This window comes from Paraburkholderia sp., assembly GCF_028283785.1.
In the GTDB taxonomy this organism is placed as follows: domain Bacteria; phylum Pseudomonadota; class Gammaproteobacteria; order Burkholderiales; family Burkholderiaceae; genus Paraburkholderia.
Genome location: NZ_JAPWKB010000012.1, coordinates 147,501 through 161,109 on the forward strand (window position 1 = coordinate 147,501; position 13,609 = coordinate 161,109).

The window sequence follows — 13,609 nt, forward strand, 5'->3', positions numbered from 1 at the left end:
TGTTACGGCCGGTGTTTCGCGCTGTAACAACATTAAGTGTTTGAAAAATTGGTCGAATTAGCCACGGCGATAGCCATAATGGATTCTCAGGGATAACCCGAAGCGTTTGCTTCATTATCTTGAGGGCGGCGGCCATACCCCGTTTACCGCGCCCAACCGTCCGACAGGTTTTCGTCCAGCGTTGCGCAATCATCCGTGCGCCGTCGTGCGAAACCTTTATGAACAGGAGAATCCGCATGCGAATCGCACAAATCGCGCCGTTGTATGAAGCCGTCCCGCCGAAGCTCTACGGCGGCACCGAACGCGTCGTGTCTTACCTCACTGAGGCGCTCGTCGATCTCGGCCACGACGTGACGCTGTTCGCGAGCGGCGATTCCGTGACGTCGGCGAAGCTCGAAGCGGCATGGCCGCGCGCGCTGCGCCTCGATCCCACGGTGCGCGACGCGATGGCGCCGCATGTGTTGCTGATGGAGCGCGTGCGTCGTATCGCGCACGAGTTCGACGTGCTGCACTTTCACCTCGACTACCTGCCGTTCCCGCTGTTCTCGACGATGGACACGCCGTTCGTGACCACGTTGCACGGTCGTCTGGACCTGCCGGAACTACAGCCTATTTTCGATACGTTCACGGACGCACCGGTCGTGTCGATTTCCGATTCGCAACGTCTGCCGCTGCAACAGGCGAACTGGCTCAACACGATCTATCACGGTCTGCCGGACCAACTGCTGACGCCGCAGACGCACAAGAAGCCCGAATACCTCGCGTTCCTCGGTCGTATCTGTCCGGAAAAGCGCGTCGATACAGCTATCAAGATCGCTGCACAAAGCGGTTTGCCGCTGAAGATCGCCGCCAAGGTGGACAAGGTCGACCAGGAATATTTCAAGCGCGAAATCGAGCCGCTGCTGTCGCTGGCGCACGTGGAGTTCGTCGGCGAGATCAACGAAGCGCAAAAGCCGGAGTTTCTGTCGGGCGCGAAGGCGCTGCTGTTCCCGATCGACTGGTCGGAGCCGTTCGGCCTCGTGATGATCGAGTCGATGGCGTGCGGTACGCCGGTGATTGCATTCAACCGCGGTTCGGTGCCGGAAGTGATCGACCACGGCGTGACCGGCTATATCGTCGAGGACGTGCAAGGGGCGGTCGCTGCGCTCCAGCATCTCGACGACCTGTCGCGCACGGAAATCCGCGCGCAATTCGAACGCCGCTTCAGCTCGAAGACCATGGCGCAGAATTACGTCGAAGGTTATGAAACCTTGATTCAGGCAAGCAGCCGCCCGGTATTGCGCCAGGTAGCCGTGGGTTGATAGAACGCGTCGAATCGCGCGCCGGTTCTGAAGGAAAGCGTCATGTGAATCGTTTGCGCGACCGCGGTTATTACAGTTGCTGATCTATTCAACGCTTTATACAAAAAAGCCGCCTGTTTAAGGCGGCTTTTTTATTGCGTCAGAATCAGACATATTGCTTGTCTGAATCCGCCAGCGCACTCGTCAATACGATGAATGGTTATAGAACCTTCAAATCGCTTTCGGCTTGCTCGCATCGTTAACGGCGGACATTCAAACCTGGGCAATCAGATAGCGCTCGCGGTTCTTTCCCATGATCCATTTGGGCGGTTTGCCGCGACCGCTCCAGGTATTACCCGACTTGGGATCCTGGTACTTCGGCGGCAACGGCGCCTTCTTGGGCGGCCGGCCGCGCCGCACGGGCGCGGCAAAGCCGAGATCCTGGGCGGTCAACCCATACTCCGCGATCTTGCCGCGGATCTCGTTGATGATGGTGTCCAGCTCGGTGCGCCGAGCTTCGTCGGCTTGCGCCTGCAATCTGGCGATCTGCGCTTTGAGTTCCGCGTATTGCGACATTTCCATCTCCCCTTTCCTGTCGAACGGATTTGGTCGCAGATTAGCGCCAAACCCTGAAATTCGCAATGGCCATTAATACGAATGTTTCGACAAATTGTCTGATAAAAATTATTAGTGTTGAAAAGATGTCTTTCGCACTGTGCTTTAGCGTCCGCATATTCGCTACGGTAGTAGCAATGAGAGGCAAATGACAATTATTGACACCTGATTTCGAGCGCTTTCCTTAGAATTCCGCAGTCGTCGCCGAAATGGATCACGTTTCCGGGCGGTGCCGGCTCGTCGATCTTTTTAGGATACCCAATCATGCAGTTGTCAAAACGCCTGACGGCCGAATTGTTCGGCACATTCTGGCTCGTCCTCGGGGGCTGCGGCAGCGCGGTGCTCGCAGCCAATTTCTCCGGGCCGCTTCACGGTCTCGGCATCGGGTTCGTGGGCGTGTCGCTTGCGTTCGGCCTCACCGTACTGACGATGGCCTATGCAATCGGCCATATTTCCGGTTGCCACCTGAACCCGGCCGTCAGCGTCGGGTTGACGGTCGCCGGGCGCTTTCCGGCGCGCGACCTGTTGCCGTATATCGTTGCGCAGGTCGTCGGTGCGGTGCTCGGCGCCGTGGTGCTCGCCATGATCGCCAGCGGCAAGCCGGGCTTCGATCTGGTCGCGGGCGGCTTTGCCAGCAACGGTTACGGCGATCGCTCGCCGGGTCATTACTCGCTGGTCGCGGCGTTCATCTGCGAAGTCGTGATGACGGCGTTCTTCCTGTTCGTGATACTCGGCGCGACCGACAAGCGCGCACCGGCCGGTTTCGCCCCGATCGCCATCGGCTTGTGCCTGACGCTGATTCACCTGATCTCGATTCCCGTAACCAACACGTCGGTGAATCCGGCTCGTTCGACCGGCCCGGCGCTGTTTGTCGGCGGTGCGGCGATGGATCAACTATGGATGTTCTGGGTCGCACCGATCGTCGGCGCGGTGATCGCGGGTGTCGTGTATCCGCTGCTCGCAGCGGAGCGCCGGATCACGCAGGTGAGCGCGCCGTCGTTCTAGGCTCGCAGCCTCCGGGCGGGTGGTCCGGATAGCCGGATTAACCGATTTATCGACAGGAAAAGCGAATGCCCCGGCATTCGCTTTTTTCATTTCGGTCACATGAATCCGCTCTGGATTTAGCGTGATCCGCGCATCTGCTGCGCGCGCCGAGCCGTGCGTCAATCGGCCGCTGCTAGAATCGTCAGCCTCTATTCCTTGCCCAGGTGCCGTGATGAACCGTTCCCGCGTCTCGCTTCGTCGCGTTGTCTGCCTCGCGGCTGCGCTCGTTATCGTTGCCGTCGCCATCGCGCCGATGTCTGTTCAGGCGGCTCAAGCGACTCAAGCAAATGAAGCGACCGGAGCAGCAACGGGTAGCGTCGAAACGCTGGTGTTCGTCCGGCACGGCGAAAAGCCCACGGGCGGGTTCGGCCAGTTGAATTGCCAGGGACTGAACCGGTCGCTCGCGCTGCCGGCGGTGATTGCCGCCAAATTCGGCAAGCCGGACGCGATTTTCGCGCCCAATCCGGGCCAGGAAAAAGACGATAACGGTCAGCCCTATAACTACATTCGCCCGTTGGCGACCATCGAACCGACCGCAATTCAATATCAGATGCCGGTTCAAACGCCCTATGGCTTCCGGCAGATCGACAAGCTCAGCGACACGCTGCTGAAGCCCCGCTACCACGACAAACTCGTGGTGATCGCGTGGGAGCATCGACTGATCGAGAAACTGGTGCGGCAGATGGTCAGCGCGCACGGCGGTGCGGCCAGTGACGTGCCGAAATGGGAAGGCAGCGATTTCGACAGTATCTATATTGTGAAGCTCGACTGGCAAAACGCTTCGCCACACGCGACTTTCCGGCATGAACAGCAGGGTCTCGACGGACGGTCGGCGGAATGTCCGCGCGCGTCGTTGCCCGACGCCGCGTCGGGCGTTGCTCACTAATTGTGCAACCGGAGCCGGCCGGCGTATTAAGCGGATGGTTCAGATGTAAGGGCGGATTACGGTTGCGTAACACTCGCGGCCAACAAATCAGCCGGTCACGGCGCTCGCAACGCCGCGCGCACATCGTTGAAAGCCTTCTGAAATAGGGCTGCGAGCGATTTTTAGCGCGCAATCATCAAAAGCGGATCGGCAAAACGGCCGGCCGACGCGCTTCCGGCGATGCTTGCAGTCCGTAACAACTCGTCGCAGTGCGACGCCGCCTCGTTGCGTAGATTGGACCTGTACGACAAACACGTCGCCAACAGGAGAACCAACATGAAGCGCATCGTTACCCAATTGCTCGTTGCAGCAGGTCTGGCCGTCGGCGTGTGTGGTGTCGCGCAGGCACATACGGATCTGAACATCGGCCTGTCGCTCGGCGCACCCGCCTATGTTCGCCCGGCGCCGGTCTATGTCGCGCCGGAGCCCGTCTACTACGGCAACCCCGGTTGGGACCACGGATACCATCGCGATCACGGCTGGCATCGTGGCTGGGATCATGGTGATCGTCGTCACGGGGATCATGGTCGTGACGGCTGGCACGGCTAAGCATGTGGGTACTGATATGGTCGCGGTCTGGCTGATTGGCGCGGCGTACGCCGCGCGGTCAGACCGGCGGCGGGCCGCTGCGGCCCGCCGTAAGACCGCATCGGATCGCGGTCAGTAAGCCAGACGCGCTCAGGGCGTCAGTTCGTCGGTCAGGTCGAACAGCTTGCGCAGATGATGCGCAACGCCCGCTTCGAAGTTATTGCCGATTCTCGGCACGTTGGGCAAACGCGTGATCAGGTCGGGGTTGGCGTTGTTCATCATGAACGGGTGACCGGCCGTTTCGAGCAGATCGATATCGTTCATGTTGTCGCCGAACGCGACGCACTCCGACGCCGACATCCCCAGCCGATGCAACACGAATTGCAACGCGCGTCCCTTCGACACATCCGACGTCATCACTTCGAGACAATCCGGTAGCGAGTACGTCACGTACAGCGCGTCGCCGAATTCGCGCGCGAGATTGGCGGATACCACGGCGAGATCGGCCGGATCGCCGATATACAACGCTTTGGCGATGTCCGAGCCGTCGTGCTGACGGAGATCCGTGACCTCGTACGTGAAGCCGGAATCCTGATGCAGCCGAAGCAATTCCGGCGCATCGCGATCGATCAGCCACGCGTCGTCGGCGAACAGATTGACGATCACGCGACCGTGCGCGCCGGCAATCTCCGGCTGCACGAGACGTTTCACGCTTTCCGGCGACAGATTGTTCGCGTAGACCATTTCGTCGTCGGGCGAATGCACGCGCGCGCCGTTCGACGTAATCAGATAAGGACGGATGCCGAGAAGATCGCGAATACCCGCGACGTCGCAATAATGGCGGCCGGTCGCGATTACGAACTTCAGGCCGTCGGCCTCCAGTTTGCGCACCGTCGCGACGGTGAAGGGATCGACCTGATGATCCCCATTGAGCAGGGTTCCATCGAGATCACTGGCAATGACTGTGTACATGGATAGGCCGAGGGCAGCGTCAAACCATCTATTCTAAAGGCGCACGAACACCGATTTTCGCGATAAGGCGCGTATTCGACGTCATTGCACTGTATTTCGCGACATGGAGAGGTGCGCCGGTGAAGGCAGCGCAATGCTGATACCGGCGTAATTCCGGCGTCCGCCAGCTCACGCGACGCCGATTTTCACCGCTTCACGCTGCGCGAGTTGAAGCGCGCCCTGCGCCGAGTCGGCCAGCGGCGCGCGTAGCCGCGCCTGATAACGCTGCGGCACGTATTCCTGCATCAACGGACCGAGACCGCCGCACATCGCGACCGGCAAGCTGTCGGACGCATCGAGCGCGCCGATCATCTTTCCGACGTCAGCGCCTGCTTCGTTCAGCAGCCGCGCGGCGAATGGATGCGTGCGGTATTTGATAACGAGCGGCGCGAGGCTCGCGTATGCCGTCTGATTGGCCTCGCACAACCACACGACGAGGCTGTCGCGATCCGACGCGCCGACATGCGCGAGCAACGCGCGCGCGAAATCGTCGTCGGCCGCGCGGCCGTCCAGCACCTGTTGCGCGTGGACGATTGCGCGCAATCCCAAGCCCGCGCCACTCGCTTCGTCACCCGACGGAAAACCGTAGCCGCCCGCGATCCGGCACTCGCCGGATGCGTCCAGCGACGCGGCTATGCTGCCCGTTCCCAACGCGACGATCACGCCTGGCGCACCGCCGTGCGCGCCGAGCAAGGTCGTGTACGCGTCGCTTTCGACCGCGAGGCCGCTTACGTTCGGCGCCTGCGCACGGAACGCCGCGAGCCAGTCGCGATTGTTGACGCCCGCGAGGCCGCATCCCAATACACAGCGCGACCAGTCCTGTTCGATGCCGGCGCGCTTGAATGCTTCGGCAGCCGCCGCGCGGATGGACGACCACGCGCGTTCGATGCCAAGGCCGAGGCCGGACGGGCCACCCGCACCGCGCGCGAGTTCGCGGCCGTGAAGATCGCCAAGCACGACGCGCGTGCCGGTGCCGCCGCCGTCTACGCCAATCAGGAAGTGAGCTGAAGTCATCGGGTCAATATCAGTGGACGATTGCGTTAGCGTCGCAGGTTGCCGCCGTTCCGGCAACTAGCCGAATGGCCAGCTTGCGGCGAACCGGCGTTCCGCTATGCTGGCGATGCCGCGCGTCGCGGGCAAATTCGCGCGCGACGCGCCATCAAAAACCCGAGCAGGAGCCGATGTGACACAGCGATGCAACTGGGCGTCGAGCGAAGCGCTCGCACAGTATCACGACGCCGAATGGGGCGTGCCTTCCCACGACGACCGTCATTTGTTCGAGATGCTTACGCTGGAAGGTGCGCAGGCGGGTCTGTCGTGGTCGACCATCCTGAACAAGCGCGCGGGTTATCGCCGCGGATTCGCCGACTTCGATATCGACGCCGTGGCGCGTTTCACGCCGGCGCGCGTCGACAAACTGGTGGTGGACGAGGGCATCGTCCGGCATCGCGGCAAGATCGAATCGACCATCACGAATGCGCGCGCGGTTCAGCAGATTCAGGCGAAACACGGCTCGCTCGCGGCGTTCGTGTGGTCGTTCGTCGACAACACGCCGATCGTCAACGAATGGGATTCGTACACGCACGCGCCCGCATCCACGGCGGTGTCGGATGCGCTGAGCAAGGCGTTGAAGCGTTACGGCTGCAAGTTCGTCGGCACGACCATCTGTTATGCGTTCATGCAGGCAGTCGGCATGGTCAACGATCACGAAATCTCGTGCAGTTGCCGGGCTAAATGCATTGCGCTCGGTAAGCCTGCGGCGCGAAAAAAGAAGCAAACCGCGTAGTTCGCTTAGCGCGATGTCATGAACGGAAAGACAAACGACACGCGTCGGTAAAAATCCTGGGAACGTGCCATATCGGGGCGCTGTGCCTTGCTGCGTAAGGCTGTGCGCGATTTCCAGGCATATGGACGGCTATTTGTGACGTGGCAAAATCGACTGCCGTCGTTGATCGATGGCTTCGTTTTTACCGGTATTAGCCGTTATTGAGTGCAGCAGTGGCGAGTGGACGCGCCGCAGGCCGCCGGATGAGGCGTTATGCGTGCGTCGGATCGTTGGTGAACGTGTCGGCAAACCTCTGAATTAGACGCTTTTTCGCGTTCTAGTCGTAGGATTGCAAAACGTGAATCGTTCGATACTGCTGAACACGCACTCTACATATGAATGACCGCTGCGCGCCGCGCAGAGGAGAACCGATATGAACACTCTGCAATTCCTGACGCGGCAAGAGATTTTTGACCGGGCGGTCGGCCACCTGTTCACCCAGAGCCGTGCGGCGCATGTCGCGCGTGGGGCGAGCACCTATCGAGGCTATTGCGGGGGCTGCCCGGTCGGGAGTCTTATCCGTCCAATCGACTACGTGACGGCTATCGACGGTGTGCCGGTGCGGTATGTGTCGCGAAACGTCGAATCGGTGCCGACGTATATGGTGAACGGGGTGTCGGCGCTCAAACGCGCGCTGCTGCGCGCTCGCGTCAATGTCTACGATCCTGTCACGGTCGATCTGCTGAGTTGCCTGCAAAACGTCCACGACATGTCGGGCAAATGGGAATGGACCGAATCGTTGAATTCGATCGCGCGACAATTTCAATTGTCGGCGGATCGCGTTAAATCAGCGGCATAACGCGACGTTACAAACTTTTATCCCGACGACCCAATCGCGGTCGTCGCTAAAGCATCAACACACGAAGCGCACTCGCTTCCGGTTCCCCAAAAAGCAAAACGGCGATGTGACTTCTTTCGAAGCTCACATCGCCGTTCGGCGTGCGAAAAAAGCGTGCTTAGTGCAGCTTCTTCGGCAGTTGCTGGCTGCGCAGGCGCTTGTGCAGGCGCTTCACAGCTGCTGCCTTCTTACGCTTACGAGCCGTAGTCGGCTTTTCGTACGATTGACGTTCACGCAGTTCAGCGATCAGGCCATTTTTTTCGATAGCACGGCGAAAGCGGCGGATCGCCACTTCGAACGGCTCATTTTCTTTCAGAAGAATCGTCGTCATGTAATTCCTAACTAAATCGCTTGATACGGTTAATTGCGTGGCGGATCACACCACTCACGCGCCGGCCGTCCGTTCGTTTCGATTCACGGCGAACCACGAATGAAACGAGAGGCAAAGCGGCCAAGGAGGCCGGAAAAGAGAGGTGGGGAGTTCACCGCTTAACGCGGGCAGACGCATAGTGCAAACGCCGCGTCTGTTGCCGATCCGCCAATACAGGACGACGAAACCGACAAAAATCTCAATTCACTCTCGATCTTATCAGAAAAAAGTCTGGGTCGCCAAGCGTTTGCCGTTTACGTTCAAGCACTTGCGTCGTCCAATTGGCGGATGTCAGCGCCCGTCAACATCAGCTGGACAGCCGCTGCGAGGCTTTCGAGCTGCTTCAGCGATGTCGCGCTGGCGATCGGTGCGGTGACGCCCGGACGCGCGATCAACCATGCCAGCGCAATCGTCGCGGGTGTGCTGCCGTGCCGGTCGGCGACGTCGTCGAGCGCGGCGAGGATGCGCAGCCCGCGCGCATTCAGATACTTCTCCACGCGACTGCCGCGCGCATGCTTCGCGAGATCGTCGGACGAACGGTATTTGCCTGACAAAAACCCGCTCGCGAGACTGTAATACACCACCGACCCCAGATGCCGGTCCATCACCACCGGCTCCAGATCGCGCTCGTATTCCGCGCGATCGTAGAGATTGTATTCAGGCTGGATCAACTGATACGCAGGCAAGCCGTTCTGCTTTGCAACGTCCAGCGCTTCCTCGATCCGCGCGCCCGAGTAGTTAGATGCGCCGATCACCCTCACCTTGCCCGCGTCGATCAGCTTGCTGTACGCGCCGAGCGTCTCGGTCAGCGGCGTCGCCGGATCGTCCTCGTGCGAGAAGTAGATGTCCAGATAGTCCGTTTGCAGACGACGCAGCGACTCTTCGACCGCAGCCTGAATATTCACCGCCGACAACCCACGCCGATCCGGATGCTTCGCCACCTTGGTCGCGAGCACGATCCGGTCGCGCTTGCCGCTCGCCTTCAACCACTTGCCGATGATCGTCTCCGATTCGCCGCCGCGATTGCCCGGCGACCCATGCCGAATAGACGTCGGCGGTATCGATGAAATCGAGGCCCGCGTCGACCAGCGCGTCGAGGATCGAAAACGACGTGGCTTCGTCGATGGTCCAGCCAAATACGTTGCCGCCGAACATCAACGGGACGACGTGCAATTCCGAGCGGCCGATGCGGCGCTTTTGCATGGAGTTCTCCTGGGTTCGATGATGCGATTGACACACAATTCCAGCCAGATTCAGCGCCGCATTCACCTGTTTATTAGTGCCATGCAAACGCTGAAAACCAGAATACGCCGACTTTCCATTACTTGCAGCGAAGCCACCGAGTCAAGCTGGGCAAGGCTTTCGGGCACATTTCAAGAGTTTGTCTGCACAAAGTTCCTCAAGTTTCTTTTTGCCGGGCCGTCATCCTTTACTGAGGCGGCCAGCAATGCACGAGAGTGCTTCCGCCGATGCCAAACTTGGCGTATTGAGCAAAGGCTCATCTAGGAGAATTTTCCATGCTCGGAATTAATAGCAACATCAACTCGCTGGTTGCACAGCAAAACCTCAATGGCTCGCAAAGCGCCCTGTCGCAAGCCATCACCCGCCTGTCGTCGGGCAAGCGCATCAACAGCGCGGCAGACGATGCAGCAGGTCTCGCGATTTCGACGCGTATGCAAACGCAGATCAACGGCCTGAACCAGGGCGTGTCGAATGCGAACGACGGCGTGTCGATCGTTCAAACGGCATCGAGCGCACTGTCGTCGATGACCTCCAGCCTGCAACGTATTCGCCAGCTGGCCGTGCAAGCTTCGAGCGGTTCGCTGTCGTCGAGCGACCAGGCAGCACTGCAACAGGAAGTGACGCAGCAAATCGCCGAAGTGAACCGTATCGCTTCGCAAACGACGTACAACGGCAAGTCGATCCTCGACGGTTCGGCTGGCAGCATCAGCTTCCAGGTTGGCGCGAACGTCGGCCAGACCATCAGCCTCGACCTGAGCCAAAACCTCGGCGCGTCGGCACTCGGTGGCGGCATGGTTCAATCGGGCAACACGCTGGGCACGATCCAGGTTGCTGTCGATGCATCGGGCGCAGCATGGAACTCGAGCAGCTCCGGCTCGGAAACCACGTCGATCAACGTGCTGTCGGACGGCAAGGGCGGCTTCACGTTCACCGACCAGAACAACCAGGCTCTGTCGTCGACCGCTGTTACGGCGATCTTCGGTTCGAGCACGGCTGGTACGGGCACCTCGACGTCGAACGCATTCCAGACGCTGACGGTCGCTTCGGCTGCTACGAGCGCACTGACGGCGGCTCAACAAACCGCGTCGACAGACGAAGTCACGGGCATCAACAAGGTCAACGAACCGCCGTCCGTGTCGAACCTCGACATCAGCACGACGACGGGTGCAAACCAGGCAATGGTCTCGATCGACAACGCTCTGGCAACGATCAACAACGTTCAGGCAAGCCTCGGCGCCGCGCAAAACCGTTTCACGGCTATCGCTTCGTCGCAGCAAGCTAACTCGACGAACCTGTCCTCGGCTCAATCGCAAATCAACGACGCGAACTTCGCGCAGGAAACCGCGAACCTGAGCAAGGCTCAAGTGCTGCAACAAGCTGGTATCTCGGTGCTGGCTCAAGCGAACTCGAACCCGCAGCAAGTTCTGAAGCTCCTCCAGTAAGACTGACGAGGTGGCTTAAGCAACAGGTCCGGACCCGTCGCAACGCATCGCGATGTGTCCGGCAGTGGTACCGGGAGGCTTGCCTCCCGTACTGCTTTCCGTTCCGGCGGCTCGCAGTTTTTAAAAGTCGGTTCGTGGCACGCAGTTTGTAACGCAGCACGCAGCAGATAGTAAGCAGCACGCAGTATCTGCAGTCGTCCACCGCGATTTGAGCGCGCACTTACGACGTCGAAAGACGGCGATTTGCCACAGCGTTGTGGCAGAATCTCCGCGCGATCGTCCCGACGGACCCACTGCACCCGATTGCACCCGCAGTACCTTTTGCTTCGATGCCACCGCCTGTCGCGGTCCGCATCCCAGCCAGAATGTTTCGACCGCTCGTGTCACCACGGGCGGGATTCAGTGACGCACGGAGCGCTCGATGTCCACCATTTCCTCGACCTCAACCGCGGCCTCGACCACCGCCGCCCAAACGGCGCTTCAGGAAGCCGCCCAGTCCGTCATCAGCGGATCGACCGGCAATTCCACGATGGATGTCGGGTCGCTGGTGAGCGCACTGGTCAACGCGAAAACCGCCGGCCAGACCAGCCAGCTCGCAACCAAGACCAACACCGACAACACCAAGCTGTCCGCACTCGGCACGCTGTCGGCGGCCTTGTCGGCATTGCAGGCGGGCATGTCGTCGCTGACGGACGGCTCGTTGGCCTCGACCTACACGACCACCGCGAGCGGCACCGGCATTACGGCCACCGCCGGTACAGGCGCGGTCGCGGGCAACTACTCGGTCACCGTGTCGCAAGTCGCGGCAGCACAATCGCTGACCTCCGGCGCGTTCTCGTCGTCGACCCAGCTGGCAAGCTCCGGCACGTTGACGTTGTCGCTCGGCTCGCAGTCGATGAACGTCGCGATTAACTCCACCAACAACACGCTGAGCGGCATCGCCGCGGCGATCAACGCGTCGGCCAGCAACCCCGGCATCAGCGCGTCGATCGTCACGGGTACGGACGGTCAGCATCTGGTCTTGAGCTCGAAATCGACTGGCGCGTCGAACGTGATCAGCACGTCGGTCAGCAATGTCCTGGGCGAGCCGTCGAGCGGCGGCCTGTCGCAACTCGCGGTGACGTCCACAGCCGGCACCGGCAGCGCCGCGTCGACCTTCACGTCCACCGCCGACACGACTCACGCATGGACCCAGAGCACGGCCGCGCAAGATGCCGAGTTCACGATCGGCAACATCGCCGCGAGTAGTTCGAGCAACTCGGTGAGCACCGCGATTTCCGGTGTGACGCTGAACCTGACTGCCGCCGCGGTGACCAATCCGGCCACCACGCAAACCATTACGGTTGCACAGGACACGACCGCGCAAACCAGCGCAATCACCAATTTCGTCAGCCTTTACAACACGCTGGTGACGACGGTCGGCACGTTGACGTCGTTCACCAGCGGCGCCACCTCCCAAGGCGCGCTGCTCGGCGATTCGACGGTCAATTCGATCAAGAACACGCTTGCCAACATCGTCAGCGGCGGCGTGCAGAACGGCGGCTCGAAGATCACGCTCGGCTCGATCGGCATTTCGTTGCAGGCCGACGGCACGCTGTCCACCGACAGCGCGAAGCTGAGCAGCGCACTGTCGACCAATTCCGCAGGCGTCGCAGCGCTGTTCAACGCGACCAACGGTGTCGGCGAGCAGATCGATTCGAACATCACGTCGTTCCTCGCCACCGGCGGGATCATCGACAACGAAAAGACCACGATCAATTCGGATCTGAAAGCGATCACCGCGCAGCAGACCACGTTGACCAATTACACGGCGCAGTTGACGTCGCAATATCAGGCGCAGTTCACCGCGCTGAATACGCTGATGTCGAGTACCAACCAGAACTCGCAGTATCTGACGCAGCTGTTCGGCGGCACCAACAGCGCAGGCGCGCTGGCCACCGGCAAGTCATAAAGAGGACGCGGAACATGGACCAGAACGTCATCGTCGAACGCCTGCTGTCGCTGACGCAGGATATCGAAGCCGCCGCTTTCATCGCCGACTGGCCGACCGCCGCCGCGCGTTCGGCCGAGCGTGCGCCGCTGGTGCGCCAGTTGAGCCCGCAGCAGTCGCCTGCCGCGCTGGCGATGATTCGCCGGATTCAGGCGATCGACGCGCAGGTGATGAGCAGCGCCAGCGTGACCCGCATGGAAATGGAACGCGAATTCGGCACCGCCATGCAGCGCGTCAGCGCCGTCAGCCAGTATCAGGTGACCGCGCGCCTGTAACGGCGCCGGCCGGCGTGTCTGCCGGATACGTCGCAGCTACCGTATAACCAACAACAAGAACCACGCGCTGATTTCGGGGCGCGATCGTTCCTCAAGCCCGCCTCGTGCGGGCTTTTTTCTTGTCCATCGCACGGCGCGTCCTGCGTGACGCGACCTGCCGATGCGGGTGCGGAACACGCGCCGCCATCGGGCAAACTGGCGGGCCTTTTGCCGCTTTATCCGGG

13 protein-coding genes and 1 pseudogene are annotated in these 13,609 nt (G+C 60.7%); 9 read left to right on the forward strand and 5 right to left on the reverse strand.

Features of this window, described 5'->3' with window-relative positions:
• Nucleotides 1-236 precede the first annotated feature (236 nt).
• Nucleotides 237-1,301, forward strand: a complete 1,065-nt coding sequence (locus PW947_RS12430; protein ID WP_299632007.1) for a glycosyltransferase family 4 protein — start codon at nt 237-239, stop codon at nt 1,299-1,301.
• A 252-nt stretch (nt 1,302-1,553) separates the two neighbouring features.
• On the opposite strand, the gene PW947_RS12435 is transcribed toward PW947_RS12430, so the two are convergent.
• Nucleotides 1,554-1,856 carry an H-NS histone family protein gene (locus PW947_RS12435; RefSeq protein WP_299632936.1) on the reverse strand — a complete coding sequence of 101 codons (303 nt, stop codon included), beginning with the start codon at nt 1,854-1,856 and terminating at the stop codon, nt 1,554-1,556.
• A 303-nt stretch (nt 1,857-2,159) separates the two neighbouring features.
• Between PW947_RS12435 and aqpZ the strand changes: the two genes are divergently transcribed.
• The 3 genes from aqpZ to PW947_RS12450 all read left to right on the forward strand — a co-directional run bounded on the left by aqpZ (nt 2,160) and on the right by PW947_RS12450 (nt 4,413).
• The gene (gene aqpZ / locus PW947_RS12440) at nt 2,160-2,900 is read left to right on the forward strand and encodes an aquaporin Z (RefSeq protein ID WP_299632009.1); all 741 of its coding nucleotides are present in this window, start codon (nt 2,160-2,162) and stop codon (nt 2,898-2,900) included.
• A 211-nt stretch (nt 2,901-3,111) separates the two neighbouring features.
• Nucleotides 3,112-3,825 carry a histidine phosphatase family protein gene (locus PW947_RS12445; RefSeq protein ID WP_299632011.1) on the forward strand — a complete coding sequence of 238 codons (714 nt, stop codon included), beginning with the start codon at nt 3,112-3,114 and terminating at the stop codon, nt 3,823-3,825.
• A gap of 315 nt (nt 3,826-4,140) precedes the next feature.
• Nucleotides 4,141-4,413, forward strand: a complete 273-nt coding sequence (locus PW947_RS12450) for a PXPV repeat protein (protein WP_299632013.1) — start codon at nt 4,141-4,143, stop codon at nt 4,411-4,413.
• Nucleotides 4,414-4,542: 129 nt separating this feature from the next.
• On the opposite strand, the gene PW947_RS12455 is transcribed toward PW947_RS12450, so the two are convergent.
• A complete protein-coding gene (locus PW947_RS12455; RefSeq protein WP_299632015.1) occupies nt 4,543-5,364 on the reverse strand; it encodes a Cof-type HAD-IIB family hydrolase in 822 nt (273 codons plus the stop codon).
• Between the two features lie 168 nt (nt 5,365-5,532).
• Nucleotides 5,533-6,417 (reverse strand): BadF/BadG/BcrA/BcrD ATPase family protein, encoded by an 885-nt coding sequence (locus PW947_RS12460; protein ID WP_299632017.1) that lies wholly within the window; start codon nt 6,415-6,417, stop codon nt 5,533-5,535.
• 169 nt (nt 6,418-6,586) lie between these two features.
• Here PW947_RS12460 and PW947_RS12465 point away from each other — a divergent pair, with 169 nt between their 5' ends.
• Together PW947_RS12465 and PW947_RS12470 are read left to right on the forward strand one after the other, a co-directional pair.
• Entirely contained in the window at nt 6,587-7,189 is a 603-nt protein-coding gene (locus PW947_RS12465) for a DNA-3-methyladenine glycosylase I (RefSeq protein WP_299632019.1), read from the forward strand.
• Between the two features lie 412 nt (nt 7,190-7,601).
• Entirely contained in the window at nt 7,602-8,027 is a 426-nt protein-coding gene (locus tag PW947_RS12470) for a hypothetical protein (protein WP_299632020.1), read from the forward strand.
• A 157-nt stretch (nt 8,028-8,184) separates the two neighbouring features.
• On the opposite strand, the gene rpsU is transcribed toward PW947_RS12470, so the two are convergent.
• Together rpsU and PW947_RS12480 are read right to left on the reverse strand one after the other, a co-directional pair.
• The gene (gene rpsU, locus PW947_RS12475; protein WP_074262890.1) at nt 8,185-8,397 is read right to left on the reverse strand and encodes a 30S ribosomal protein S21; all 213 of its coding nucleotides are present in this window, start codon (nt 8,395-8,397) and stop codon (nt 8,185-8,187) included.
• Between the two features lie 299 nt (nt 8,398-8,696).
• Nucleotides 8,697-9,639 (reverse strand): annotated as a pseudogene (locus PW947_RS12480) (aldo/keto reductase).
• Between the two features lie 314 nt (nt 9,640-9,953).
• On the opposite strand from PW947_RS12480, the gene PW947_RS12485 reads away from it, so the two are divergent.
• The 3 genes from PW947_RS12485 to PW947_RS12495 all read left to right on the forward strand — a co-directional run bounded on the left by PW947_RS12485 (nt 9,954) and on the right by PW947_RS12495 (nt 13,385).
• Nucleotides 9,954-11,120 (forward strand): flagellin, encoded by a 1,167-nt coding sequence (locus PW947_RS12485; RefSeq protein WP_299632025.1) that lies wholly within the window; start codon nt 9,954-9,956, stop codon nt 11,118-11,120.
• A gap of 421 nt (nt 11,121-11,541) precedes the next feature.
• Nucleotides 11,542-13,071, forward strand: coding sequence for a flagellar filament capping protein FliD (gene fliD / locus PW947_RS12490; protein ID WP_299632026.1), 1,530 nt, complete (start codon nt 11,542-11,544; stop codon nt 13,069-13,071).
• Between the two features lie 14 nt (nt 13,072-13,085).
• Nucleotides 13,086-13,385: a flagellar protein FliT gene (locus PW947_RS12495; protein WP_299632027.1), complete on the forward strand. Its 300-nt coding sequence runs from the start codon at nt 13,086-13,088 to the stop codon at nt 13,383-13,385.
• Nucleotides 13,386-13,609 lie beyond the last annotated feature (224 nt).

Excerpts from the sequence above, each read along its gene's own strand:
- PW947_RS12455 (WP_299632015.1), bottom strand. The coding sequence starts at position 5,364 with ATGTACACAGTCATTGCCAGTGATCTCGATGGAACCCTGCTCAATGGG.
- rpsU (WP_074262890.1), bottom strand. The coding sequence starts at position 8,397 with ATGACGACGATTCTTCTGAAAGAAAATGAGCCGTTCGAAGTGGCGATC.
- PW947_RS12450 (WP_299632013.1), top strand. The coding sequence starts at position 4,141 with ATGAAGCGCATCGTTACCCAATTGCTCGTTGCAGCAGGTCTGGCCGTC.
- PW947_RS12460 (WP_299632017.1), bottom strand. The coding sequence starts at position 6,417 with ATGACTTCAGCTCACTTCCTGATTGGCGTAGACGGCGGCGGCACCGGC.
- fliD (WP_299632026.1), top strand. The coding sequence starts at position 11,542 with ATGTCCACCATTTCCTCGACCTCAACCGCGGCCTCGACCACCGCCGCC.
- aqpZ (WP_299632009.1), top strand. The coding sequence starts at position 2,160 with ATGCAGTTGTCAAAACGCCTGACGGCCGAATTGTTCGGCACATTCTGG.
- PW947_RS12430 (WP_299632007.1), top strand. The coding sequence starts at position 237 with ATGCGAATCGCACAAATCGCGCCGTTGTATGAAGCCGTCCCGCCGAAG.
- PW947_RS12495 (WP_299632027.1), top strand. The coding sequence starts at position 13,086 with ATGGACCAGAACGTCATCGTCGAACGCCTGCTGTCGCTGACGCAGGAT.
- PW947_RS12435 (WP_299632936.1), bottom strand. The coding sequence starts at position 1,856 with ATGTCGCAATACGCGGAACTCAAAGCGCAGATCGCCAGATTGCAGGCG.
- PW947_RS12470 (WP_299632020.1), top strand. The coding sequence starts at position 7,602 with ATGAACACTCTGCAATTCCTGACGCGGCAAGAGATTTTTGACCGGGCG.
- PW947_RS12445 (WP_299632011.1), top strand. The coding sequence starts at position 3,112 with ATGAACCGTTCCCGCGTCTCGCTTCGTCGCGTTGTCTGCCTCGCGGCT.
- PW947_RS12485 (WP_299632025.1), top strand. The coding sequence starts at position 9,954 with ATGCTCGGAATTAATAGCAACATCAACTCGCTGGTTGCACAGCAAAAC.